Source organism: Bacillus sp. FSL H8-0545, from assembly GCF_038006105.1.
GTDB classification, from domain to species: domain Bacteria; phylum Bacillota; class Bacilli; order Bacillales; family Bacillaceae_G; genus Bacillus_A; species Bacillus_A cereus_U.
Genome location: NZ_JBBOUO010000001.1, coordinates 702,501 through 726,505 on the forward strand (window position 1 = coordinate 702,501; position 24,005 = coordinate 726,505).

The following is a 24,005-nucleotide window of genomic DNA, read 5'->3' on the forward strand; positions in this document are numbered from 1 at the left end:
GAAAAGCTTCTAGCGAGATAAAAGGTGCCTGTACCGCAAACCGACACAGGTAGGCGAGGAGAGAATCCTAAGGTGTGCGAGAGAACTCTGGTTAAGGAACTCGGCAAAATGACCCCGTAACTTCGGGAGAAGGGGTGCTTTCTTAACGGAAAGCCGCAGTGAATAGGCCCAAGCGACTGTTTAGCAAAAACACAGGTCTCTGCGAAGCCGTAAGGCGAAGTATAGGGGCTGACACCTGCCCGGTGCTGGAAGGTTAAGGAGAGGGGTTAGCGTAAGCGAAGCTCTGAACTGAAGCCCCAGTAAACGGCGGCCGTAACTATAACGGTCCTAAGGTAGCGAAATTCCTTGTCGGGTAAGTTCCGACCCGCACGAAAGGTGTAACGATTTGGGCACTGTCTCAACCAGAGACTCGGTGAAATTATAGTACCTGTGAAGATGCAGGTTACCCGCGACAGGACGGAAAGACCCCGTGGAGCTTTACTGTAGCCTGATATTGAATTTTGGTACAGTTTGTACAGGATAGGCGGGAGCCATTGAAACCGGAGCGCTAGCTTCGGTGGAGGCGCTGGTGGGATACCGCCCTGACTGTATTGAAATTCTAACCTACGGGTCTTATCGACCCGGGAGACAGTGTCAGGTGGGCAGTTTGACTGGGGCGGTCGCCTCCTAAAGTGTAACGGAGGCGCCCAAAGGTTCCCTCAGAATGGTTGGAAATCATTCGTAGAGTGCAAAGGCATAAGGGAGCTTGACTGCGAGACCTACAAGTCGAGCAGGGACGAAAGTCGGGCTTAGTGATCCGGTGGTTCCGCATGGAAGGGCCATCGCTCAACGGATAAAAGCTACCCCGGGGATAACAGGCTTATCTCCCCCAAGAGTCCACATCGACGGGGAGGTTTGGCACCTCGATGTCGGCTCATCGCATCCTGGGGCTGTAGTCGGTCCCAAGGGTTGGGCTGTTCGCCCATTAAAGCGGTACGCGAGCTGGGTTCAGAACGTCGTGAGACAGTTCGGTCCCTATCCGTCGTGGGCGCAGGAAATTTGAGAGGAGCTGTCCTTAGTACGAGAGGACCGGGATGGACGCACCGCTGGTGTACCAGTTGTTCTGCCAAGGGCATAGCTGGGTAGCTATGTGCGGAAGGGATAAGTGCTGAAAGCATCTAAGCATGAAGCCCCCCTCAAGATGAGATTTCCCATAGCGTAAGCTAGTAAGATCCCTGAAAGATGATCAGGTTGATAGGTTCGAGGTGGAAGCATGGTGACATGTGGAGCTGACGAATACTAATAGATCGAGGACTTAACCATATAATATGAAGCAAATGTTATCTAGTTTTGAAGGAATATACCTTCAATAGTTTGGTGATGATGGCAGAGAGGTCACACCCGTTCCCATACCGAACACGGAAGTTAAGCTCTCTAGCGCCGATGGTAGTTGGGACCTTGTCCCTGTGAGAGTAGGACGTCGCCAAGCAAAAACGAGAGAATATAAAAAACTTATTGACTTTCTAAGTGAATCAAGTATAGTAATGTTTCTCTCGAATGAATATAGTCTGGTAATGATGGCAGAGAGGTCACACCCGTTCCCATACCGAACACGGAAGTTAAGCTCTCTAGCGCCGATGGTAGTTGGGACCTTGTCCCTGTGAGAGTAGGACGTTGCCAGGCAAAATGGAGGATTAGCTCAGCTGGGAGAGCACCTGCCTTACAAGCAGGGGGTCGGCGGTTCGATCCCGTCATCCTCCACCATATATGTCGGAGGGGTAGCGAAGTGGCTAAACGCGGCGGACTGTAAATCCGCTCCTTTGGGTTCGGCAGTTCGAATCTGCCCCCCTCCACCATTTCTTAATTATTGGGCTATAGCCAAGCGGTAAGGCAACGGACTTTGACTCCGTCATGCGCTGGTTCGAATCCAGCTAGCCCAGCCATTAAGAGCCATTAGCTCAGTTGGTAGAGCATCTGACTTTTAATCAGAGGGTCGAAGGTTCGAATCCTTCATGGCTCACCATTTTCTTAAAAAAATATGCGGGTGTGGCGGAATTGGCAGACGCACCAGACTTAGGATCTGGCGCCTTTGGCGTGGGGGTTCGACTCCCTTCACCCGCACTTTTAATAAAATATCTCATACATGTCTTGCGGAAGTAGTTCAGTGGTAGAATACAACCTTGCCAAGGTTGGGGTCGCGGGTTCGAATCCCGTCTTCCGCTCCAATTTTCAATATGACATGCCGGGGTGGCGGAACAGGCAGACGCACAGGACTTAAAATCCTGCGGTGGGTGACCACCGTGCGGGTTCGACCCCCGCCCTCGGCACCATATGCGCCCGTAGCTCAATTGGATAGAGCGTTTGACTACGGATCAAGAGGTTAGGGGTTCGACTCCTCTCGGGCGCGCTTTTATTAACGGGAAGTGGCTCAGCTTGGTAGAGCACCTGGTTTGGGACCAGGGGGTCGCAGGTTCAAATCCTGTCTTCCCGATTTTCCCAAAAACATGGGGCCTTAGCTCAGCTGGGAGAGCGCCTGCCTTGCACGCAGGAGGTCAGCGGTTCGATCCCGCTAGGCTCCACTTTATTTTTTATATGTCGGAGGTATACCCAAGTTCGGCTGAAGGGATCGGTCTTGAAAACCGACAGGCGGCGAGAGTCGCGCGGGGGTTCGAATCCCTCTACCTCCTCCATTTTTTTAAAAAAGTGGTTTAGTTACATATAAAAATGAATAAGATATTAATTTTTTCCTTCATGGAGGTATACCCAAGTTCGGCTGAAGGGATCGGTCTTGAAAACCGACAGGCGGCGAGAGTCGCGCGGGGGTTCGAATCCCTCTACCTCCTCCATTTATTTTTAAAACATAATATCGTCGCGGGGTGGAGCAGTACGGTAGCTCGTCGGGCTCATAACCCGAAGGTCGCAGGTTCAAATCCTGTCCCCGCAACCAATGGTCCCGTGGTGTAGTGGTTAACATGCCTGCCTGTCACGCAGGAGATCGCCGGTTCGACCCCGGTCGGGACCGCCATTTTATGTTGGCTCGGTAGCTCAGTCGGTAGAGCAGAGGACTGAAAATCCTCGTGTCGGCGGTTCGATTCCGTCCCGAGCCACCATTTTTTTATTTTTTTTATTTATGCCGGCTTAGCTCAATTGGTAGAGCAACTGACTTGTAATCAGTAGGTTGGGGGTTCAAGTCCTCTAGCCGGCATCATTTAGGGGCATAGTTTAAAGGTAGAACTGAGGTCTCCAAAACCTCCAGTGTGGGTTCAATTCCTACTGCCCCTGTAAATTATATGGGCCTATAGCTCAGCTGGTTAGAGCGCACGCCTGATAAGCGTGAGGTCGATGGTTCGAGTCCATTTAGGCCCACCATATATTCCGCAGTAGCTCAGTGGTAGAGCTATCGGCTGTTAACCGATCGGTCGTAGGTTCGAGTCCTACCTGCGGAGCCATGGCCCGTTGGTCAAGTGGTTAAGACACCGCCCTTTCACGGCGGTAACACGGGTTCGAATCCCGTACGGGTCATAAAAAAAGAGTCAGCATATTGCTGACTCTTTTTTATTATGTATAAGCCTCTTTTTATCACCTTATTTTCCTGAAATAAATAAAGGGATTTAGGAAAAGCTATGGTATGTATTAAAAGGAGGAGATGAAAAATGACACAAGTTAGAGAACTTATGAGTACTCATATCGTACATTGTACCCCATTAGACAATGTATATGAGGCGGCTGTAAAAATGAAGGAAGAATCGGTTGGATTGATTCCTGTTATTGAAAATCAACAAGTTGTTGGGCTTGTTACTGATCGAGACTTAGTTGTTCGTGGGATTGCTGAAAAGCATCCTGGATCTAATCAAATTACAAATGTAATGACAACAAACATTGTTTCAGTTTCTCCAGATGATTCTATTGAAAAAGCTACAGAGTTAATGGCACAATATCAAATTAGACGATTACCGGTAGTTGAGAGCGGTCAACTTGTTGGGATGCTAGCACTAGGTGATTTAGCTATAAGACAATCAGCAGATGATCAAGCAGGGTTTGCTTTAAGTGAAATCTCGGAGCATACGGAATAAATTATGTATAAAGATCAGATACATTATTCTAGTATATATGGATTAAACTAATATGTTAGCGTGATGTATCTGAGACATTATATAATAAGTATAGAGTCAATATTTTTGACAGTTTTTTTAAATTTGTCATTCCTAATTTTTAATAAGAGAAAAAATGATATACTGAGAGATATAAGTATTATGAGAGATTTTGAATATAACAATATTTATTATTAATGATGTAATAATGAATTAATATTTCCTACATAGATAAAAAGGGAAGGGGAATTATATGAGGGCTGTACAGGGCGATCCAAATTGGAATTTGGTTACAGATACATATATAGAACCAAATAATTTCGCTGAGTTATTTTCTTTGCTTGTACCTTGTCATCCAAAAGGTGAAGGGAAAGAGCGAACTATATTAGTATGGAAAGAAAAAGAATTTTATAAAGAAGAAAATTTAGCGGCATTTATCGTATATGGCATGAATAAAGTAAAGAATTTACCGCAGTTTCATAAAGATGAAATTCCAACTCTAGTACGTATTCTTCGTTTATGTCAAGAGATTGGTTGGTATGAAGAGGCAAATGCTTTTATGATAGCCCAAGGACTAGATGAATTTGTCCAAACTTCATTGGAGTATGAAACATGGGATCTTTTGACGAAAGCAGTTGCTTTAAACTATTTAATTATTAAATATCGTATTGGTGAATTAACAGCTGAGGATGTAGAAATTTGGGATCGAGTTAAATTTAATGAGAAATGTATAACAAATTGTAAACATCTATTATCTCATAAAGAAGTATTGGAATTTACATTCTTTTATATGTGTAAGCGAGCAAAAACACTATCAAAAGAGCAATTAAATAGTGATATGATGAGTCTAGCAATGTATTGTAATACTTTTGTGTATGATTTATATACACATGACTTATTACGAAAGTATCGTAAGTGTACAGAATTCCTATCATATTATGGACCTAGTCAGGCAGTTTTAGCTTGTCAAAGAGCTGTACTTTCTCAAATTTCCGATCGATTAGACCCTTTAAAGACAACTCATGTAGATGATTATTTATATGTGATGAAAGAAATGATGGAGCATATGACGATAGGGGTAATGGATCGGTATGGTCATTTTATTGGAAAGTTACTATCATATGTACCATTTTTCGAAATGATCCAAGTTCCACAGCATGCATATTATTGTGAAGAATTACTGTATATTTGTAAGGGAATTGAATATAAAGAAGAAATACTACGCAATTATATATTTATACAATTACATGATTGTTTACCATCATTCTTTAAACTATTTCTTAAAAATAAGCGTTATGCAACGATTCATGATATTCTTTTCTATTGGTGCGACGATGAACAAAGAATGAGCTTAGAGAAAAAATATAATCTTAGTTTTATTTATGAAAAATATGCTTGTGGATAAACCATATTTTACATATTAAAAATTAATATAAATTAAAAAGGATCTCAAGTTTATGTGAGATCCTTTTTTGTTAGTAAAGCAAGGAGAAAGTAACTAAGATAAGAAATAACATTCCATAAAGGAGAAGTTGTGCAGTATAACTTCCTTGTATACCAAAAAAAGTATTCATTTTTTCATATAAATTCAATATATATTTCATTGGATTATCTTTGAAAGATGGGTACACAGTGTCTGCTCTTTCTAAGCTTCTTGTTCATGTTTTTGGTTATTAGGAACATGAACGTATCTAGCTATGAATAATAAAACACCTATAAAGAATACAGGAAGTACGGTAGATAAATAAAAACCATTATTAATTATATTTGTTATAAGAGCACTCAAAAGAAAAATTGCATTATAAATATGGGCAATTTTTTGTTTTAGCCGCATTTGTAATGCTTCCATAATGATTTCTAAAGCAACAAAAGCAATAATAATAGATAAGAATACAGTGTTCGTATTATAAATGATTAAACAACAGATTAAACCTAAAAAGGCCAGGTATTCAATAAAGAGAGGTATATTGCGTGGCATATAATTTACCTAACTAAATATGGCAGTGGGTTTACTGCATTTGTTTTTTCAAAATTCCATTCCCCATTATGTAATTCAAAATGGAGATGTTGCCCGTATGAATGACCTGTGTTTCCCATATGACCTACTAATTGTCCAGTTTGTACTTGATCACCAGCTTGTACAGTGCGATCCTTCATATGAGCATAAACTGTTGTATATGATTTCCCATTTATTTGATGGGCGATGAACACGACATTGCCGTAGCTAGCCGAATAATAAGATTTCACAACCTTACCCGCAGCAGCAGCTTGAATAGAGACATTTCCTTGTGCTGCTATATCTATACCATAATGCATTTGCTCCCAGCGCATATCAAAAGTGGAGCTGATTTTCCCTTGAGTAGGGAATTTGAAAACTGCTGGAATTGATGCAGGTTGAGCTGTTTTAGCTTGTGCTTGACTTTGATTTTGCACTACATAGTGTTTCGCTACATATCCGTATCCTGTGCCAAAACGAATTTTATACCAAGTACCTACCGTTTCTACTACTTGTACTTGTGTACCATTTTGTAATGAGCCAAGTAGAGTGCTACTTGTACTAGCATTGCTACGTACATTTAATTTTGGTGTTGCAACAGTATAAGAAGGAGAACCTTGTACAGTTACACCTTTTACTAGAGGTGTGGATCCATTAGATACAAATGTTTTTTGTACGTATCCAATTTGACCGTTATGTAATATTTTGTACCAATCCCCTTGTTCACCTTGAATGGTAATGAATTGACCATTTGGTAATATATCTAGAATAGAAGACTCTGTATTAGGTTCAGAACGAACGTTTAATGCGTTTGCATTTACGATATATTGATTCTTTGGTTGAACATTTTTTTTGAATAGAATTGCATCCTTTTTCATATAGCCTGTTTTGTTGTTAACAGATACTTTATACCAATCTTGAGTTGTCTCAAGAATAGTAACAGGGCTATTAAATCGAATGTTATCAATTATTGCACTGTCTGCATGGTTATTTTGATGTAGTGCAACGTTGTCAATTTTTACATATCCAGTTTTTACTGTAGATGGTTGCTTAGCAGCCGCTGTTTGTATATCGGATTCTCCCATAGAAGGAAGTAAAGAAGCAATTGCGATAGTAGTTGCTGTTAAAGCTGTAGCTTTCATATTCATGTAATAAAGACCTCCTCTAGTTGTATAGTTGTAATTTTATTATAGTATAAAGATATAATATATTGGTCGTATTCACATAAATGTAATATGAAATCAATAAAAATAATGTTAGAAGAGAGATTCGTATATAAATATTGTATATATCATTTGTGGGGTCGCATTTATATTTGTTTAACACGTTAAGATTTAATTCGCAATTAAGAAAATTAAAACAGTTGATGATGTCTTATGGCGGTGTTATACTGACAGTGATAATTTTATAGTTTGCTAGGAGGGCTGGTGTTGCCAGCTGAGAGTAAGACCTTAAGTCTTTGATCCTTTTTATTACCTGATCTAGATTATGCTAGCGTAGGGAAGCAATTCGGACACTAACAATGAGTCCCCGTTTCTTTGCGTATAGAAACGGGGCTTTTTTATTTGAAAATTTCATATTAACACCACTAGGGGTGCTTTTCGTGCTGAGAGAGGAATAATCCTTAACCCTTACAACACCTGATCTAGATAATACTAGCGAAGGGAAGTGGAACAACGAATAAATTATAATTTTATTTGCTGTAACCACTTCTTATATACAGAAGTGGTTTTTTTATTGAGATAAATAGATATATAGGAAGGGGAATTATTAATGAAATTTTGTGAAAGATTATTTGATACGGTGCATCCTGTTTGGGAGAAAAGTCATAATCATCCGTTTGTAGTAGGTATGGGGGATGGTACGTTGGAAAAAGACAAATTCCAGTACTATATTATTCAAGATTATTTATATTTGTTAGATTATGCAAAGCTATATGCAATTGGAGTTGTAAAGGCAACGAATCCACAAGTGATGGCAAAATTTGCAGAGCAAATTGATGGGATTTTAAATGGTGAAATGACGATTCATAAACAATATGCAAAAAGACTTGGCATTTCTGCACAAGAGATGGAATCTGCGAAACCATCTGCTAAAAATTTAGCCTATACAAATTACATGATGTCTGTATCTCAAAATGGCACACTTGCAGAATTAATATCAGCTTTACTTCCATGTATGTGGAGCTATTGGGAGATTGGAAAGCGTTTAAATGATATTCCTGGAGCAAGAGATCATGAGTTCTTTGGAGAGTGGATTCAAGGATATAGTTCTGAAGAATACGGTAACCTTTGTATTTGGTTAATAGATTTATTAAATGAAATGGCAGTTGGAAAGTCAGAGAAAGAGCTAGACCGATTAGAGGAGATTTTCTTATATTCGAGCCGATTTGAATATTTATTCTGGGATATGGCTTATCGTAAGGAGATGTGGGGTTTTGAGGAGCAAGAACATACTACAGTTTCATAATGTTTCCTTTCATTATGATGAGAAACCAATCATCGATGAATTAAATGCTTCTATACAAGATAAAGAGTTTGTAAGTATTATCGGACCGAGTGGGTGCGGGAAAAGTACTTTGTTTCGCCTTATTACAGGCTTAGAAGAGGCAAGTACTGGACAGATAGAGCTGACAGAAACAAAGAGTCATCCTGTAGGGTATATGCCCCAAAAAGATATGCTCTTGCCGTGGAGGACGATTATTGAGAATGCGGCTTTACCGCTAGAGTGCCAAGGTGTGGAGAAGAAAGAAGCACAAGTAAAAGCGAAAGAACTGTTACATAAATTTGGTTTACAAGGGTACGAGAAAAAATATCCGAAAGATTTATCTGGTGGTATGAGGCAACGCGTATCTTTTATCCGAACTTTATTAACAGGCGGGGAGATATTATTGTTAGATGAACCTTTTTGTGCATTGGACGCTTTAACGAAGGCATCTTTGCAAGAATGGTTGTTTGAACAATGGAAAGAGTGGGAAAAAACAATTTTATTTATCACTCATGATGTTGAAGAAGCATTGTTTCTTTCTAATCGAATTTTGGTTGTAGAAAATCAACCGATAGCAACTTTAACTGAGCGAATTGTGCCGCTTGATCGTAACCGAACAAGAAAAGATTTATATAAACCTGAAGTGTTAGCGCTTAAAGAAGAGATCCTTAGTATGTTACAAAGGCAGGTACTCGTATGATGAATCGCTTGAAGGAGTTATTACCTGCCCTCATATTAAGTGGAATTTTACTTGCTCTATGGGAAGTAGGCGCAAGAATTGTAGATGAGATGTACATTTTGCCATCACCTTCTGCAATTGTAATGAAGATATGGGCGCTGAAAGATATATTATTTACCGTTCATTTACCTGCAACGTTGTACGTCGTTTTAATAGGCGTTGTTATTTCTATCGTACTGGGCGTAGGGCTAGCAATGTTAATGAATGCGAGTACGTGGATGGAAAGAGCATTTTATCCATTATTAGTAGCTTCTCAAACAATCCCGATTACAGCACTTGCGCCACTATTTGTTTTATGGTTTGGATATACCATTTGGAGCAAGGTTGTTGTCACTGTCTTAATTACGTTTTTCCCAATTGCGGTAAATACGTATGATGGACTGCGTAGTACGAAGAAAGAATGGGAGGAGCTCTTAGTTACGTATGGTGCAACAAAAAAAGATATTTTTCTAAAGCTAAAGTTGCCATCTGCTCTTCCTTACTTTTTCTCAGCGTTAAAAATTGCAGTTCCGCTTAGTGTTATCGGGGCAGCAATTGGAGAATGGCTCGGTGCACAAGCTGGACTTGGATATTTCAGTAAAAGGATGATGACGCAGTTAGACGGAGCTGGTGTATTTGCACCAATTGTATTGCTATCATTGTTAGCTATTTTTTTCGTCATACTTATTTCTATATTAGAAAAGAAATTCATTAGTTGGAGGAAATATTCATGAAATTATTAAAACGCATCTTTGTGTTTACATTATTAGTTGCAATGATTGCAGGGTGCTCGAGTAATTCAGCATCAGATAAGAGTAAAAAAGAGAAAGAAATAACGGTCATGCTTGATTGGTATCCAAATGCGGTGCATAGCTTTATTTATGCAGCCATTGAAAAAGGCTACTTTAAAGAAGAAGGAGTAAAGGTAAATATTAAATTCCCTTCTAATCCGACTGATCCATTAACGTTAGCTGCAGCAGGAAAAGTGACAGTTGGCTTGTATTATCAGCCAGATGTTGTTATGGCTAGAGCAAATGAACAAATTCCAGTGAAATCAATTGGAGCTGTCGTGCGTTCACCGTTAAATCATGTCGTATCGCTGAAATCAGCAGGCATTCAATCACCGAAAGATTTAGAAGGAAAAACAGTTGGATATTCTGGAACACCTTTAAGTGAGATGTATTTAAAAACGATGGTAAAAGAAGCTGGTGGTAATCCAGATACAGTGAAAGTAGTTGATGTAGGCTTTGATTTAGTGCCAGCGTTAATTACGAAAAAAGTAGATGCTGTAACAGGAGCATACATTAACCATGAAGTACCTGTTATGCGTCATGAGGGTCATGAGCCGGCGTACTTTAATCCAGCTGATTACGGTGTACCGAATTATCATGAACTTGTATTTGTAACAGGTGATAAAACTTTGAAAAAGGATAAAGAAGCATTACAGGCCTTTTTACGTGGTGCGAAAAAAGGATATGATTTCATGAAGAAAAATCCGGATGAAGCATTAAATATTTTATTAAATCACCAAGAAAAAGAAAACTTCCCGCTTGTGCCAGAAGTTGAAAAAGAAAGTATGAAAATTTTATTAGAGAAGATGGAAACGAAAGATGAGCCATTCTTATCAGATTCAAAAGAGTCTTGGGAGAAACAAAATAAATGGCTGAAAGACAAAGGAATGACGAAAGAAAGTGTTCCAGCTGATGAGTTATTCGAAAATATTTTAAAGTAGGCGAATGAATATGAAAAATGAGCTCCACGTAATCTCAAATGGCCATATGCCGTTCGAAGAGTTAGTGAATGTAGCGATGCAAATTGAGAGTGAGATTGATTATTTGCATATTCGTGAGCGTGAGAAAAGTACGAAGGAATTATATGAAGGGGTGGAAAGCCTTTTAAAAAAAGGCTTTCCGGCATCTAAACTTGTTATAAATGACCGAATTGATATTGCTGTTTTATTAAATGTCCCGCGTGTACAGCTAGGGTATCGAAGTACAGATGTAAGGTCAGTGAAAGAAAAGTTTTCGTATTTGCATGTTGGTTATTCCGTACATTCTTTAGAAGAAGCGATAGAGGCTTTTAAGAATGGGGCTGATTCGCTCGTTTATGGTCATGTATTCCCAACAGAGTGCAAAAAAGGTGTACCGGCGAGAGGGTTAGAGGAAATTTCGGACATTGCAAAGAGCTTATCGATACCGATTATAGCTATTGGAGGAATTACTCCTGAAAATACAATGGATGTTCTTACAAGTGAAGTAAGTGGAATTGCTGTTATGTCTGGAATTGTAAGTAGTAGTAACCCGTATAGCAGAGCAAAATCTTATAAGGAATCAATAAGAAAGTGGGCGGAAAAACATGTGTAAGAAGTATGATGTAGCGATTATTGGCGGAGGTGTAATTGGTAGCTCAGTTGCACACTTTCTAGCAGAAAGAGGGCATAAAGTAGCGATTATAGAGAAACAAAGAATCGCATCTGAAGCTTCGAAAGCAGCTGCTGGTTTGCTCGGTGTGCAGGCAGAATGGGATGAATATGATCCGCTGTTTGAGCTTGCTAGAGAAAGCCGTGCTATATTTCCACAACTTGCAGAAGTTTTACGTGAAAAGACAGGCATCGATATTGGGTATGAGGAAAAAGGCATTTATCGCATTGCCCAAAATGAAGATGAGAAGGAAAGAATTCTTCATATTATGGATTGGCAACAGAAAACAGGTGAAGATTCCTATTTTCTAACGGGGGACCATTTACGGGAAAAAGAGCCGTTTCTATCCGAGTCAATTATAGGAGCGGTATATTATCCGAAAGATGGTCACGTTATTGCACCAGAGCTTACGAAAGCATTCGCGCATTCCGCGGCATTTTCTGGAGCTGACATATATGAACAAACAGAAGTGTTTGATATTCGTATTGAGAATAATAAAGTGACTGGGATTGTTACGAGTGAAGGTGTAATCACATGCGAAAAAGTCGTTATCGCTGGAGGGTCATGGAGTACGAAATTACTACATTATTTCCATAGTGATTGGGGTACATATCCTGTTAAGGGAGAGGTTGTTGCAGTAAGAAGCAGGAAACCGCTCTTGAAAGCTCCTATTTTCCAAGAGCGGTTTTATATTACGCCGAAGCGCGGTGGCCGTTATGTGATTGGGGCAACGATGAAGCCTCATACGTTCAATAAATCTGTACAACCAGAAAGTATTACTTCCATATTAGAGCGTGCTTATACGATATTGCCTGCTTTAAAAGAAGCAGAGTGGGAAAGTACATGGGCAGGATTAAGGCCACAATCGAATCATGAAGCTCCTTATATGGGAGAGCATGAAGAAATAAAAGGTTTATATGCTTGTACTGGACATTATCGAAACGGTATTTTATTAAGTCCTGTTTCGGGTCAGTATATGGCTGATTTAATAGAAGGAAAGCAGGAGAATCATCTGCTAGATTCATTGCTTTCTAAATCGGTTTAGAAAGGGGATGGAAGTTTGAATTTAAAAATTAATGGTAATCAAATTGAAGTACCAGTGAGTGTGGAAACAGTAGCTGAGCTACTTACACATTTAGAATTAGATAACAGAATTGTTGTAGTAGAGCGTAATAAAGATATTTTACAAAAAGATGATCATAAAGATACATCAGTTTTTGATGGAGACCAAATTGAGATTGTAACTTTCGTAGGAGGCGGTTGATTATGTTAAACATTGGACCATTTTCATTTCATTCTAGACTTTTATTAGGAACAGGGAAATTCTCTGATTTTGATGTACAGCAAAAAGCAATTGACGTTTCTGAGGCTGAAATTTTAACGTTCGCAGTACGTCGCATGGATATATTTGATGCGAAGCAACCTAATTTATTAGAGAAACTTGATGTGAAAAAATATACGTTATTACCAAATACAGCAGGAGCAAAAAATGCTGAAGAAGCTGTTCGAATTGCGAAATTAGCAAAAGCTTCTGGACTTTGTGACATGATAAAAGTAGAAGTTATTGGTGATGATAGAACGTTATTACCTGATCCGGTAGAAACGTTAAAAGCATCTGAAATGTTACTTGAAGAAGGATTTATCGTTCTACCGTACACATCTGATGATGTTGTATTAGCGCGTAAATTACAAGAACTTGGCGTGCATGCCATTATGCCAGGTGCATCACCGATTGGTTCAGGACTTGGTATTGTAAATCCATTAAATTTAAGTTTTATTATTGAACAAGCGACAGTACCAGTTATCGTGGATGCTGGTATTGGTAGCCCAGCTGATGCGGCATTTGCGATGGAATTAGGAGCAGATGGTGTTTTATTAAATACGGCTGTGTCGGGGGCAAAAGATCCTATTAAAATGGCATACGCAATGAAATTAGGTATTGAGGCAGGGCGGATAGGCTTTGAAGCAGGCCGTATTGCACGTAAACGTTGTGCAACGGCAAGTAGTCCTTTAGAAGGAATGAGCGTAGTTGAATAATCGATATTCTCGCCAAGAACTATTTTCTCCAATTGGGGGAGAAGGACAACAAAAGATAAGAGAAAAGCATGTACTTATTATCGGTGCAGGTGCATTAGGTAGTGCAAATGCAGAGATGTTTGTAAGAGCTGGCGTTGGTAAGGTGACAATTGTTGACCGCGATTATGTGGATTGGAGTAATTTACAAAGACAGCAATTGTATGCAGAGAGTGATGTAGAGAATAACCTTCCGAAGGCTGTGGCGGCAAAAAAACGTCTAGAAGAGATTAATAGTGAAGTAAGAGTAGAAGCTCTCGTTCAAGATGTAACGGCTGAAGAGTTAGAAGAACTCGTTACAAATGTTGATGTAATTATCGATGCGACTGATAATTTCGAAACGCGTTTCATTGTGAATGATATATCGCAAAAATATTCTATTCCATGGGTTTACGGGGCATGTGTAGGAAGTTACGGTCTTTCTTATACTATTATTCCAGGCAAAACGCCATGTTTATCTTGTTTATTACAATCGATTCCGCTTGGTGGAGCGACATGTGATACAGCGGGGATTATATCACCTGCTGTATCTCTTGTCGTTTCTCATCAAGTAACGGAAACACTTAAACTGTTAGTAGAAGATTATGACTCGCTTCGAGAGGGGCTTGTATCATTTGATGTATGGAAAAATGAGTATTCATGTATGAATGTGCAAAAGCTTCGTAAACATAATTGTCTATCATGTGGTGAGCAAGCATTATATCCGTATTTGAATAAAGAAAACACTTCAAAAACAGCAGTGTTATGCGGGAGAAATACAGTTCAAATTAGACCACCTCATAAAGAAGAAATGAATTTTGAGCAATATAAAGAATTGCTAAATAATCGCGTGAATGATTTGAATGTAAATCCATATTTATTATCATTTTCTGTTGAAGAAAAGAGATTAGTTGCTTTCAAAGATGGTCGTGTACTTGTGCATGGAACGAAAGATATAAGTGAAGCGAAAACAATTTATCATCGCTATTTTGGATAGAAGAGGATGAGTGGGATGAAAGTGAATAAAGCTTTAACGATTGCAGGATCTGATAGCGGAGGCGGCGCTGGAATTCAAGCAGATTTAAAAACATTCCAAGAGCTTGGTGTGTATGGAATGACGGCTATTACAGCAATTACTGCTCAAAATACGCTTGGCGTTCAAGGGGTATATCCTGTTTCTTTAGAAGGAATTACGGAACAGTTGAATTCAATTGGTACAGATTTAACACCAGATGCTGTGAAACTAGGGATGCTATTTAGTAGTGAAATTATTCAAATCGTTGCAGAACATATTAAGAAATTTGGCTGGAATAATATTGTACTAGATCCTGTTATGATTGCAAAAGGCGGAGCATCATTATTACAACAAGAAGCAGTACAAGCATTAAAGGAATATTTATTACCAGTAGCAACTGTTGTAACACCGAATGTTCCGGAAGCAGAAGTGTTAACTGGGATGGAGATTCAAAATATAGAAGATAGTAAAGAAGCTGCGAAAGTATTGCACGAATTAGGTGCTAAATATGTGCTTATGAAGGGCGGACATGCAGAATATCAAGGTAATGAAGTAATTGATTTACTCTTTGATGGAGAAGAGTTTATTGAATTTAGAAGTGAACGAATTCCTTCGAAGCAAACGCACGGAAGCGGATGTACATTCGCGTCTGCAGTTACAGCAGGACTTGCTAAAGGGTATTCAATTGAAGAGGCAGTTCAAGAGGCAAAACGATTTATTAGTATAGCGATTGAAGAGCCGTTGAATATTGGTAGTGGTCATGGACCGACGAATCATTTTGCGTACAAATTGAATAAAGCATAAGCATAAAGAATGGAAAAGCCAGTTTTACAACTGGCTTTTTTCTGTTTACTTTTTCCAAACACAGGAGTAATATATCAGCCAGAATACATTTTTGTAATATGCTGAGTCCAAATTTATGGAGCGGAGGAACCAATTTGTGCGTTGTCACTAGGGGTGAATCTTTCAATTTTGAAAGTAGGGCTACTCTCAAAGTCCGAATCCGACAGCTAACTTCGTAAGCGTCTTGAGAGAGGGCGGTGCCATGATGGATATATCACTTCGTCGGTCTGATTAGTATAGGAGAATATCAATCTATGTTTGAGTTCTTTTATGCTAAGGAGGATGAGGTACATGGAATTAACGCTTATTTGTGTTGGAGAAGAAAATAAGATAAAGAGTTTAAGAGAGCTAGTAGCATTTCAGCATGAGTTAATTATTTTTACAGCAAATGAAGAGATAGCAGCTGAAGTTAGGAATTGTGGATTTGATTCGACTTATAGCTGTAATAAGGAGCAGGATTTTACTAGTATTTGCGAGCGGATTAAGAAAGTAATTTTACTAGGAGATGAGCTTCCGATAGTTAGCTTTTTCACAGAATGCATTCGTTTCTCTTTTCAAGCGCCTATTACTGTTGTTACAAAGAATAAACGCTATCCAGCCAGGCTCTATGAAACAATTGGAGCTAAATTTGTAGTGTTTACGAACTGTGATAATATTTCTTTTTTATTTTTTGAATAGAGCGGGGGAAACGAAGATGAAGGTATTGTTACTAGGAGATATAGCGAATCGTTGGGTGGCATCGGTAGAGCGAGTTCAAGAATTGGTGGCGCTCGATCCTATTTTTCCAAGGCCATATATAATATTGCCATCGAAAGATGCCTTATATTTAAAAACAGATATTATCGAATATGAGCAGCTAAATGCAGAACTGTCGCAAGTTTATATTCGGGGAAGAAATTTACGTGCATTTTTACGAGGAGAATAAAGGTTGAATGAAAAAAGAGCGAATACTGAGTGCAGCAAGCTATGCACTTCATGTAATTCGCTCTTTCTATTTCATATTTAAAGGATCATTTTTATGAAAAAGAAAGAAAAGACAAGAAAACAGATGAAAGAATATTAATAACACGTAATGTAAGCGTTTAAAAGATGGAATATTTTCTTATTTTCAGTAATTTGCCCCTTTACAAGTTAAATATAGAGGAGTATATTTACTCTCATAAATCATTTATGAAATTTCCAAAAAAAACCTAAAATCGCTGAGTTCCAGAAATGGAGCGGGGGAACCAATTTTGTGCATCGTCACTTGGGGTGAATCTTTCAATTTTGAAAGTAGGGCTACTCTTTAGGCCCGAATCCGACAGCTAACCTCGTAAGCGTTTAGAGAGGAGGTTTACTTTGTGTTGTTCGTTTCGAACACTAAGTAGAGCTTAGTGTTCTTTTTTTGATAACCTGATGGTAAATTTTAACAAAAAGCGAGGGGTAGTTATGTTAGATGTTGTAATGATCGGGATTTTTGTTGGGTTAGTCGCATCGATGGCAAGTCTTGCAAGTTGGTCAGATAAAGTTGTGAAAGAAGGGAAGCAATCATGATGATTGCCTTATCGGTTATTGTTGCAGCGATTACGGTGTACTTAGTATACGCATTATTAAATCCAGAAAAGTTTTAATTAGGGGGAATCATTCATTATGATTTGGGTTGCAGTCGTTATTACAATGCTCTTGTTTATTTTAGTAGCAAAGCCAACGGGGATTTATTTAGAGAAAGCCTTTCAAGGTAGCAAAACGCTAGATAAAGTATTCGGGCCTTTTGAAAAACTTATTTTTAAAATTACGGGTGTAAAAGCATACAATCAAACGTGGAAACAGTACGCATTATCATTAGTTTTACTCAATGGATTCATGATTGTTGTCGTATATTTCATTTTCAGATTACAAGGTGTGCTGCCGCTAAATCCAGCACATATTGAAGGAATGGAGCCTACGCTCGCTTTTAATACAGCGATTAGTTTTATGGCTGATACAAACTTACAGCATTATAGCGGTGAAAATGGTTTATCTTATTTATCACAATTAATCGGGATTACATTTTTAATGTTTGCGGCACCAGCAACGACGTTAGCACTTGTTATGGCTTTTATTAGAGGACTCGCTGGAAAAGAACTCGGTAACTTTTTCGTTGATTTTACGAGAGCATTAACGAGAGTTTTTCTTCCTATCGCATTTATTGCAGCGCTAGTCTTTGTCACACTTGGTGTACCACAAACGTTAGACGGGGCAGTTACAGCACAAACAATTGATGGTGCGAAGCAAAGTATTTTGCGTGGTCCAGTTGCATCATTCGTTTCCATTAAGGAACTTGGAAATAACGGCGGTGGATTTTTCGGGGCAAATTCTACACATCCTTTCGAAAATCCAGGACAAATGAGTAATATTTTACAAATGATGCTTATGATGTTATTGCCAACAGCACTACCATTTACGTACGGACGAATGGTAGGAAATAAAAAACAAGGACGTATCCTTTTCGTTTCACTATTTATGGTGTTTTTACTAGGGTTTATAACGATTACTACAGCGGAATTAAATGGGAATCCAGCGTTAAATGGAATGGGTATTGAACATGTACAAGGAAGTACAGAAGGAAAAGAAGTACGATTTGGAACAGTATTTTCTTCACTATACGCAACAGTAACGACAGCTGCTGAAACAGGGGCCGTTAATACGATGCATGATACATTAACACCGATTGGCGGTTTAGTACCACTCGTAAATATGATGTTAAATACAGTATACGGTGGTGTTGGAGCAGGCTTTGTTAACATTATTATGTATGCAATTATTGCAGTCTTCATATCTGGGTTAATGGTTGGACGGACACCAGAGTTTTTAGGTAAGAAAATTGAAGGGAAGGAAATGAAATTAATTGCGGTAACGATTTTATTTCATCCATTGCTTATTTTAGGATTTTCAGCATTAGCTCTTTCAACAAGTTTAGGAACGGATGCAATTTCTCATTCAGGTTTCCACGGTTTAACGCAAGTTGTATATGAGTATACATCGTCAGCTGCGAATAACGGATCTGGATTTGAAGGATTAGCAGATAATACACCGTTTTGGAATATTACGACTGGTTTAGTTATGTTTTTAGGACGCTATTTCAGTTTAATTACGATGCTAGCTGTGGCAGCTTCGTTGAAAGAGAAGACGGTCGTACCAGAAACAGTCGGAACGTTCCGTACAGATAATGGTTTATTTGGAGGGATTTTTATCGGAACGATTGTAATTGTTGGTGCGTTAACATTTTTCCCGATGTTAGTACTCGGCCCAATTGCAGAATTTCTTACATTGAAGTAATGGAGGGTAAATGATGAGACCGGTAGTAGTAAAAGAAAAACAAGTAAATCAGTTACAAATACATGCTGTAGAAGATGAGGTTAGACAAGCGAAAACGTTGGATCGTGATATCGTGACGCATGCGATGAAACAATCCTTTGCGAAATTGAATCCGAAAGTAATGATAAAGAATCCGATTATGTTCATTGTGGAAATTGGCTTTATAATTACGTTCATTTTATCCTTTCTGCCAAGTAGTTCTAGTAGTGTACCAGGATGGTTTAATATAACAGTTTCTCTCATTCTATTATTTACAGTTTTATTTGCTAACTTTGCAGAAGCGTTAGCTGAAGGTCGTGGTAAAGCACAAGCAGATTCTTTAAAACAATCGAAGAAAGATGTGTTTGCAAATGTTGTAAAAGAAAATGGAGATATTGTTCAAGTTTCAGCAACTGATCTGAGAAAAGGTGACGTTGTTATTGTAAAACAAGGAGAAATGATTCCGAATGATGGTGAAGTAATTAAAGGATTAGCGTCTGTAGATGAATCTGCAATTACAGGGGAATCAGCTCCTGTAATAAAAGAGGCGGGCGGTGATTTTTGTTCCGTAACAGGCGGGACGATGGTCGTAAGTGATGAGATTACAATTGTAATTACGAGCAATCCTGGTGAATCATTTATTGATAAAATGATTTCTTTAGTAGAAGGAGCTGCTCGCCAAAAAACGCCGAATGAGATTGCTTTAAATACAGTATTAACGAGTTTAACTCTTATTTTCTTAATCGTTGTTGTGACGTTGCCGATTTTCACAAATTATCTAGGGTTTCAAATTGATACTGCTGTACTTGTAGCGTTGTTAGTTTGTTTAATTCCAACGACAATTGGTGGGTTATTATCAGCGATTGGTATTGCCGGGATGGACCGCGTGACAAAGTTTAATGTGCTAGCAATGTCAGGGAAAGCAGTAGAAGCTGCGGGTGATATTAATACAATTATTTTAGATAAAACGGGCACGATTACTTTCGGGAACCGAATGGCTCATACACTGCTACCTGTAGGAAATGAAACGATTGAACAAGTAGGAAAATGGGCCGCGATTAGCTCAGTTTTAGACGAAACGCCAGAAGGTCGATCAGTTATAGAATATGTACAAACGAAATCTATATCATATAATAGAGAACTTGCAGAACAAGGTGAATTTGTTCCGTTTAAAGCAGAAACGAGAATGAGTGGTGTTGATTTACAGGACGGAACGAAAGTGAGAAAAGGTGCTGTAGGTAGCGTGATTGAATGGGTTCAATCACAAGGCGGAACGATTCCGAAAGATGTGAATCAAAAAGCAGATTTAATTTCAAAAGAGGGCGGAACACCGCTTGTAGTTGCAGTAGATGATCGTGTTTACGGTTTAATTTATTTAAAGGATACAGTAAAACCTGGTATGCGTGAGCGTTTTGAACAATTGCGCCAAATGGGGATTAAAACGGTTATGTGTACAGGAGATAACCCATTAACAGCAGCAACAATTGCCAAAGAAGCAGGAGTGGATGAATTCGTTGCTGAGTGTAAGCCAGAAGATAAAATTGCGGTTATTAAAGCAGAGCAAGATAAAGGGAAACTTGTAGCAATGACAGGTGATGGTACAAATGATGCCCCGGCGTTAGCGCAAGCTGATGTTGGATTAGCGATGAATAGTGGTACCACAGCTGCAAAAGAAGCGGCCAATATGATCGATTTAGATTCGAATCCAACTAAAATTATTGAGGTTGTAGGAATCGGTAAGCAATTGTTAATGACACGTGGTGCGTTAACGACGTTTAGTATTGCGAATGATATTGCAAAATATTTTGCAATCATTCCAGCAATGTTTACACTTGCAATTCCGCAAATGGAAGCATTAAACATTATGAAATTAACATCACCGCTTTCAGCAATCTTATCAGCATTAATATTTAATGCGGTTATTATTCCGTTACTCATTCCGCTAGCGATGAAAGGTATTGCATATAAGCCGATGAGTTCGAATGCGCTGCTTAGCCGAAACTTACTCATTTACGGGCTTGGCGGGGTTATCGTTCCGTTCATTGGAATTAAAGTAATTGATATGATCGTCGGCTTGTTCATATAAGGAAGAGGGGAAAAAGATGGCGAAGAAACAAAGTATACTATCACCAATTATTCGTATTACTTTTACATTTTTAGTTTTGTGTGGCCTCGTATACCCACTTATTGTAACTGGTATTGCGCAAGCGGTAATGAAGGATAATGCGGATGGAAGTCTTATATATAATGATAAAGATGAAGTAATTGGTTCGAAATTAATCGGTCAAAATTTCACAGACCCACGTTATTTTCATGGACGTGTCTCTAGTATAGAATATAAAGCAGAGGCATCTGGTTCAAATAACTATGCACCGTCTAATCCAGATTTAGAGAAACGAGTAGAGAAAAGTATTGAAGACTGGAAGAAACAAAATCCAACCGTTCCAGTTACAGAAGTACCGATAGATTTAGTGACGAATTCAGGTTCAGGGCTTGATCCTGACATTAGTCCGAAGGCGGCTTCTGTACAGGTAGATCGCATCTCGAAATTAACGAATATTCCGAAAGAAAAGCTTGATCAATTGATTAAGGATCAAACGGAAGGCGCTGCACTCGGTTTATTTGGAGAAGATCGAGTGAACGTCTTAAAGTTAAATTTAGAATTACAGAAACTAATGAAATAGAAACAACGCTACCTCAATCTAAAGGATTGAGGTAGCGTTGTTTCAAAAGAAAGGGTGTGAGTATTTTGTATGCGGATGACTATAAACCGACGTTTCAAAGGCGAACGCCAGAAGAGTATTTAGAATATATTCGTCAGCAAAATCGAGGGAAGTTAAAGTTGTACGTAGGTGCTGCTCCAGGAGTAGGGAAAAGTTATAAGATGCTCTATGATGCTAGAGAAATGAAAAAGGATGGTATTGATATTGTAATTGGTTTAATTGAAACACATGGGAGGGAAGAGACAGAAGAAGCGATTGCTGATTTAGAAAAAGTCCCTTTAAAAGAAATAGATTATAAAGGAAAGGGATTTTATGAGCTTGATGTGGAAGGAATTATAAAGCGTGCACCGCAAGTAGTTGTAGTGGATGAACTCGCGCATAGTAATATTCCTGGATCTAAAAATAAGAAACGTTATATGGATGTACAAGAATTATTAGAAGCAGGCATATCCGTATTATCAGCATTTAATATTCAACATTTAGAGAGTGTTCATGATATTGTAGCTCAAATTACGAATGTCAAAGTACGAGAGCGTATCCCAGATTTTATTTTGCAAAAAGCAAATGAAATTCAACTCGTTGATGCAACGCCTGAGGTATTAAGGAAGAGATTAATAGATGGAAAGATATATAAGGAAGAAAAAATTCAACAAAGTTTACAAAATTTCTTCACACTCAATAATTTAGGGGCACTCAGAGAGTTATCGCTTCGTGAAGTGGCAGATGATATGGATGAGAAAATTAGTCAAACAGTTACAGAACCAATTGGGGTGAAAGAAAAAATTCTCGTTTGTGTACAATACAGTTCAACAGCAGAGAAGTTGATACGAAGAGGTTGGCGCATGGCTGACCGGTTAAACGCTGAATTGTATGTGTTAAACGTTGAGAGGGAAAATATAGATTCTCTTTCAGCAGGGAAAAAGCAAACAATTGAAGAGTGGAAATCGCTAACGAATCAATTTGAGGCGAGCTTTGTATTAGAAGAAGCGAAAGGAAGAAAGCCAGCTGACGTTATTATTGAAGTTGCGAAAAGACTACAGGTGACACAAGTTTTACTCGGACAATCGGCGAGAACACGGTGGGAAGAAATACGAAAAGGTTCTATTGTAAATGAAATTATGAGACAAACGAAGTATATTGATATTCATATCGTTGCGGATCAAAGAGCTTAAAATAGAGACTGGGTTGTTGAGGAGTCTCTATTTTTCTTTTTTCAAGCCTTTTGAATATAATTTCTGAAAGAACTCATATATAATAGAAAAAGATACTTAACATAGTGAATAATTAAAGAGTCAATGTATATAAAGAGGAGAGAATAACATGCTTGAAAATACGGGGTTAGTATTAGAAGGAGGCGGTATGCGTGGTGTATATACTGGTGGGATACTAGAATACTTTATGGAACAAGATTTATATTTTCCATATGTAGTCGGTGTATCAGCTGGTGCTTGTCATGCAGCGTCGTATCTTTCCAGACAAAGAAATAGAAACAAAACGGTCAATATTGATTATGTATCACATCCGAAGTATTTATCGTATAAAAACTTATGGAGAAAACGTCAGTTATTTGATATGGATTTCATTTTTCATGAAATACCAGAAAAGCATGTGCCGTTTGATTTTGAAACATACTTTAATAGTCCCGAACGCTTTCTTGTAGGAACAACGGATTGTGAAACAGGACAGTCTGTTTATTTTGAAAAAGAGGGAACGAATGATGATGCGCTAAATTTATTACAAGCGTCTAGTTCATTACCTTTCATTGCACCAGTAGTAAATTACCGTGGTAAGCAATTGTTAGATGGCGGGATTTCTGATCCGATTCCAGTTCGTAAAGCACAGGAGGATGGATTTAAAAAATCAGTCGTTATTTTGACGAGAAACCATGGTTACGCAAAGAAAAAATCAAAATTTGGCTGGGTTGCAACGAAAGCTTATAAAAAATACCCGAACCTTGTTAACACGATGCTAGCTCGTTATGAAGTGTATAATGAAACACTTCACTACATTGAAAAAGAAGAACAAGCTGGTAATTTATTTGTTATTCGCCCGGAAGTGCCGCTTCAAGTAGATCGTATGGAAAAGGATACGGCTAAATTACAAAATCTATATGAGCAAGGCTATGAAGATGCGAAGAGACAGTTTGCAGATTTACAGGCGTTTTTGCAAAAATAATAATTAGGCTGTGGAGAAGGAGTTCTCTGCAGCCTTTTTTGTATTGCTACTTATACGTTACTTTTTAAAAATGTATTAATGTTTAAGTGTTTAAAGAGTTTGTAAAACATATGGGTTTATTATTGAGAAAAATTGGCTTGAAGGGTATTATGACGATGTAGCGCTACTAAACTATTTAATTTATGAGGTGA

The 24,005-nt window shown here is 38.6% G+C and carries 23 protein-coding genes, 20 tRNA genes, 3 rRNA genes and 4 riboswitches (1 of these 50 only partly in view); of the genes, 44 read left to right on the top strand and 2 right to left on the bottom strand.

The features are described from left to right. The 25 genes from MHI07_RS03555 to MHI07_RS03675 all read left to right on the top strand — a co-directional run. Window positions 1–1,302, top strand: a 23S ribosomal RNA gene (locus MHI07_RS03555) (it extends 1,620 nt beyond the left edge of the window). Window positions 1,303–1,352: 50 nt separating this feature from the next. Continuing rightward, window positions 1,353–1,468, top strand: a 5S ribosomal RNA gene (gene rrf / locus MHI07_RS03560). Between the two features lie 78 nt (window positions 1,469–1,546). Beyond that, a 5S ribosomal RNA gene (gene rrf, locus MHI07_RS03565) occupies window positions 1,547–1,662 on the top strand. Between the two features lie 5 nt (window positions 1,663–1,667). Then, a tRNA-Val gene (locus tag MHI07_RS03570) sits at window positions 1,668–1,743 on the top strand. A gap of 8 nt (window positions 1,744–1,751) precedes the next feature. Further along, window positions 1,752–1,835 (top strand) — tRNA-Tyr (locus tag MHI07_RS03575). A gap of 12 nt (window positions 1,836–1,847) precedes the next feature. Beyond that, window positions 1,848–1,922 (top strand) — tRNA-Gln (locus MHI07_RS03580). A gap of 4 nt (window positions 1,923–1,926) precedes the next feature. Beyond that, a tRNA-Lys gene (locus tag MHI07_RS03585) sits at window positions 1,927–2,002 on the top strand. Window positions 2,003–2,019: 17 nt separating this feature from the next. Then, window positions 2,020–2,100, top strand: a tRNA-Leu gene (locus tag MHI07_RS03590). A 29-nt stretch (window positions 2,101–2,129) separates the two neighbouring features. Beyond that, a tRNA-Gly gene (locus tag MHI07_RS03595) sits at window positions 2,130–2,204 on the top strand. A 16-nt stretch (window positions 2,205–2,220) separates the two neighbouring features. Next, window positions 2,221–2,309: transfer RNA gene (locus MHI07_RS03600), tRNA-Leu, on the top strand. Window positions 2,310–2,312: 3 nt separating this feature from the next. Next, a tRNA-Arg gene (locus MHI07_RS03605) sits at window positions 2,313–2,386 on the top strand. A gap of 10 nt (window positions 2,387–2,396) precedes the next feature. Beyond that, a tRNA-Pro gene (locus MHI07_RS03610) sits at window positions 2,397–2,470 on the top strand. Window positions 2,471–2,485: 15 nt separating this feature from the next. Further along, window positions 2,486–2,558 (top strand) — tRNA-Ala (locus tag MHI07_RS03615). An 18-nt stretch (window positions 2,559–2,576) separates the two neighbouring features. Continuing rightward, window positions 2,577–2,669 (top strand) — tRNA-Ser (locus MHI07_RS03620). Window positions 2,670–2,732: 63 nt separating this feature from the next. Next, window positions 2,733–2,825: transfer RNA gene (locus tag MHI07_RS03625), tRNA-Ser, on the top strand. 24 nt (window positions 2,826–2,849) lie between these two features. Further along, window positions 2,850–2,926 (top strand) — tRNA-Met (locus MHI07_RS03630). Window positions 2,927–2,928: 2 nt separating this feature from the next. Beyond that, a tRNA-Asp gene (locus tag MHI07_RS03635) sits at window positions 2,929–3,004 on the top strand. A 9-nt stretch (window positions 3,005–3,013) separates the two neighbouring features. Continuing rightward, a tRNA-Phe gene (locus MHI07_RS03640) sits at window positions 3,014–3,089 on the top strand. Between the two features lie 22 nt (window positions 3,090–3,111). Beyond that, window positions 3,112–3,184, top strand: a tRNA-Thr gene (locus MHI07_RS03645). Window positions 3,185–3,190: 6 nt separating this feature from the next. Continuing rightward, window positions 3,191–3,261 (top strand) — tRNA-Trp (locus MHI07_RS03650). A gap of 10 nt (window positions 3,262–3,271) precedes the next feature. Next, window positions 3,272–3,348: transfer RNA gene (locus MHI07_RS03655), tRNA-Ile, on the top strand. A gap of 5 nt (window positions 3,349–3,353) precedes the next feature. Then, window positions 3,354–3,428: transfer RNA gene (locus MHI07_RS03660), tRNA-Asn, on the top strand. A 1-nt stretch (window position 3,429) separates the two neighbouring features. Then, a tRNA-Glu gene (locus MHI07_RS03665) sits at window positions 3,430–3,501 on the top strand. A 131-nt stretch (window positions 3,502–3,632) separates the two neighbouring features. Further along, window positions 3,633–4,052 carry a CBS domain-containing protein gene (locus MHI07_RS03670; protein ID WP_002159245.1) on the top strand — a complete coding sequence of 140 codons (420 nt, stop codon included), beginning with the start codon at window positions 3,633–3,635 and terminating at the stop codon, window positions 4,050–4,052. A 271-nt stretch (window positions 4,053–4,323) separates the two neighbouring features. Beyond that, window positions 4,324–5,475: a DUF3965 domain-containing protein gene (locus MHI07_RS03675; RefSeq protein WP_340821983.1), complete on the top strand. Its 1,152-nt coding sequence runs from the start codon at window positions 4,324–4,326 to the stop codon at window positions 5,473–5,475. A gap of 240 nt (window positions 5,476–5,715) precedes the next feature. On the opposite strand, the gene MHI07_RS03680 is transcribed toward MHI07_RS03675, so the two are convergent. Together MHI07_RS03680 and MHI07_RS03685 are read right to left on the bottom strand one after the other, a co-directional pair. After that, window positions 5,716–6,048: a hypothetical protein gene (locus MHI07_RS03680; RefSeq protein WP_002159243.1), complete on the bottom strand. Its 333-nt coding sequence runs from the start codon at window positions 6,046–6,048 to the stop codon at window positions 5,716–5,718. A gap of 5 nt (window positions 6,049–6,053) precedes the next feature. Next, a complete protein-coding gene (locus tag MHI07_RS03685; protein ID WP_340821987.1) occupies window positions 6,054–7,214 on the bottom strand; it encodes an SH3 domain-containing protein in 1,161 nt (386 codons plus the stop codon). 259 nt (window positions 7,215–7,473) lie between these two features. Beyond that, window positions 7,474–7,586, top strand: a riboswitch (TPP riboswitch). Between the two features lie 60 nt (window positions 7,587–7,646). Further along, window positions 7,647–7,750, top strand: a riboswitch (TPP riboswitch). An 89-nt stretch (window positions 7,751–7,839) separates the two neighbouring features. On the opposite strand from MHI07_RS03685, the gene tenA reads away from it, so the two are divergent. The 19 genes from tenA to MHI07_RS03780 all read left to right on the top strand — a co-directional run bounded on the left by tenA (window position 7,840) and on the right by MHI07_RS03780 (window position 23,814). After that, a complete protein-coding gene (gene tenA, locus MHI07_RS03690; RefSeq protein ID WP_340821989.1) occupies window positions 7,840–8,535 on the top strand; it encodes a thiaminase II in 696 nt (231 codons plus the stop codon). Continuing rightward, entirely contained in the window at window positions 8,504–9,253 is a 750-nt protein-coding gene (locus MHI07_RS03695) for an ABC transporter ATP-binding protein (RefSeq protein WP_340821991.1), read from the top strand. The genes tenA and MHI07_RS03695 overlap by 32 nt, the downstream gene beginning before the upstream one ends. Next, window positions 9,253–10,005 (top strand): ABC transporter permease, encoded by a 753-nt coding sequence (locus MHI07_RS03700; protein WP_016103756.1) that lies wholly within the window; start codon window positions 9,253–9,255, stop codon window positions 10,003–10,005. The genes MHI07_RS03695 and MHI07_RS03700 overlap by 1 nt, the downstream gene beginning before the upstream one ends. Continuing rightward, window positions 10,002–11,003 (top strand): ABC transporter substrate-binding protein, encoded by a 1,002-nt coding sequence (locus MHI07_RS03705; protein ID WP_002159238.1) that lies wholly within the window; start codon window positions 10,002–10,004, stop codon window positions 11,001–11,003. The genes MHI07_RS03700 and MHI07_RS03705 overlap by 4 nt, the downstream gene beginning before the upstream one ends. Before the next feature lie 10 nt (window positions 11,004–11,013). Continuing rightward, the gene (gene tenI, locus MHI07_RS03710) at window positions 11,014–11,634 is read left to right on the top strand and encodes a thiazole tautomerase TenI (protein ID WP_215569785.1); all 621 of its coding nucleotides are present in this window, start codon (window positions 11,014–11,016) and stop codon (window positions 11,632–11,634) included. Continuing rightward, on the top strand, window positions 11,627–12,736 hold the full coding sequence (gene thiO / locus MHI07_RS03715; RefSeq protein ID WP_002201726.1) for a glycine oxidase ThiO: 1,110 nt from the start codon (window positions 11,627–11,629) through the stop codon (window positions 12,734–12,736). The genes tenI and thiO overlap by 8 nt, the downstream gene beginning before the upstream one ends. A gap of 15 nt (window positions 12,737–12,751) precedes the next feature. Continuing rightward, on the top strand, window positions 12,752–12,955 hold the full coding sequence (thiS, locus tag MHI07_RS03720) for a sulfur carrier protein ThiS (protein WP_002201725.1): 204 nt from the start codon (window positions 12,752–12,754) through the stop codon (window positions 12,953–12,955). Between the two features lie 2 nt (window positions 12,956–12,957). Further along, window positions 12,958–13,728 (top strand): thiazole synthase, encoded by a 771-nt coding sequence (gene thiG / locus MHI07_RS03725; protein ID WP_002201724.1) that lies wholly within the window; start codon window positions 12,958–12,960, stop codon window positions 13,726–13,728. Then, a complete protein-coding gene (locus tag MHI07_RS03730; protein WP_002201723.1) occupies window positions 13,721–14,740 on the top strand; it encodes a thiazole biosynthesis adenylyltransferase ThiF in 1,020 nt (339 codons plus the stop codon). The genes thiG and MHI07_RS03730 overlap by 8 nt, the downstream gene beginning before the upstream one ends. A 6-nt stretch (window positions 14,741–14,746) precedes the next feature. Further along, complete coding sequence (thiD, locus tag MHI07_RS03735; protein WP_078174074.1) at window positions 14,747–15,562, top strand: bifunctional hydroxymethylpyrimidine kinase/phosphomethylpyrimidine kinase; 816 nt, start codon at window positions 14,747–14,749, stop codon at window positions 15,560–15,562. Window positions 15,563–15,651: 89 nt separating this feature from the next. Next, window positions 15,652–15,799, top strand: a riboswitch (cyclic di-AMP (ydaO/yuaA leader). Window positions 15,800–15,892: 93 nt separating this feature from the next. Further along, window positions 15,893–16,279 (top strand): hypothetical protein, encoded by a 387-nt coding sequence (locus MHI07_RS03740; protein ID WP_340822003.1) that lies wholly within the window; start codon window positions 15,893–15,895, stop codon window positions 16,277–16,279. A gap of 16 nt (window positions 16,280–16,295) precedes the next feature. Then, on the top strand, window positions 16,296–16,526 hold the full coding sequence (locus MHI07_RS03745) for a hypothetical protein (RefSeq protein WP_340822005.1): 231 nt from the start codon (window positions 16,296–16,298) through the stop codon (window positions 16,524–16,526). A 262-nt stretch (window positions 16,527–16,788) separates the two neighbouring features. Next, window positions 16,789–16,934, top strand: a riboswitch (cyclic di-AMP (ydaO/yuaA leader). 95 nt (window positions 16,935–17,029) lie between these two features. Further along, window positions 17,030–17,134, top strand: coding sequence for a SipW-dependent-type signal peptide-containing protein (locus MHI07_RS03750; protein WP_000887888.1), 105 nt, complete (start codon window positions 17,030–17,032; stop codon window positions 17,132–17,134). Then, the gene (kdpF, locus tag MHI07_RS03755; protein WP_000972378.1) at window positions 17,131–17,211 is read left to right on the top strand and encodes a K(+)-transporting ATPase subunit F; all 81 of its coding nucleotides are present in this window, start codon (window positions 17,131–17,133) and stop codon (window positions 17,209–17,211) included. Before MHI07_RS03750 ends, kdpF begins: the two co-directional genes overlap by 4 nt. A gap of 19 nt (window positions 17,212–17,230) precedes the next feature. Beyond that, on the top strand, window positions 17,231–18,898 hold the full coding sequence (kdpA, locus tag MHI07_RS03760) for a potassium-transporting ATPase subunit KdpA (protein WP_340822007.1): 1,668 nt from the start codon (window positions 17,231–17,233) through the stop codon (window positions 18,896–18,898). A gap of 13 nt (window positions 18,899–18,911) precedes the next feature. Further along, on the top strand, window positions 18,912–21,002 hold the full coding sequence (gene kdpB / locus MHI07_RS03765; RefSeq protein ID WP_340822010.1) for a potassium-transporting ATPase subunit KdpB: 2,091 nt from the start codon (window positions 18,912–18,914) through the stop codon (window positions 21,000–21,002). A gap of 16 nt (window positions 21,003–21,018) precedes the next feature. Next, complete coding sequence (gene kdpC / locus MHI07_RS03770) at window positions 21,019–21,600, top strand: K(+)-transporting ATPase subunit C (RefSeq protein WP_340822012.1); 582 nt, start codon at window positions 21,019–21,021, stop codon at window positions 21,598–21,600. 56 nt (window positions 21,601–21,656) lie between these two features. Further along, window positions 21,657–22,811, top strand: coding sequence for a KdpD-like non-kinase potassium sensor (kdpDN, locus tag MHI07_RS03775; RefSeq protein WP_340822014.1), 1,155 nt, complete (start codon window positions 21,657–21,659; stop codon window positions 22,809–22,811). Window positions 22,812–22,959: 148 nt separating this feature from the next. Further along, window positions 22,960–23,814: a patatin-like phospholipase family protein gene (locus tag MHI07_RS03780; RefSeq protein ID WP_078179816.1), complete on the top strand. Its 855-nt coding sequence runs from the start codon at window positions 22,960–22,962 to the stop codon at window positions 23,812–23,814. The last annotated feature ends 191 nt before the right edge of the window (window positions 23,815–24,005 follow it).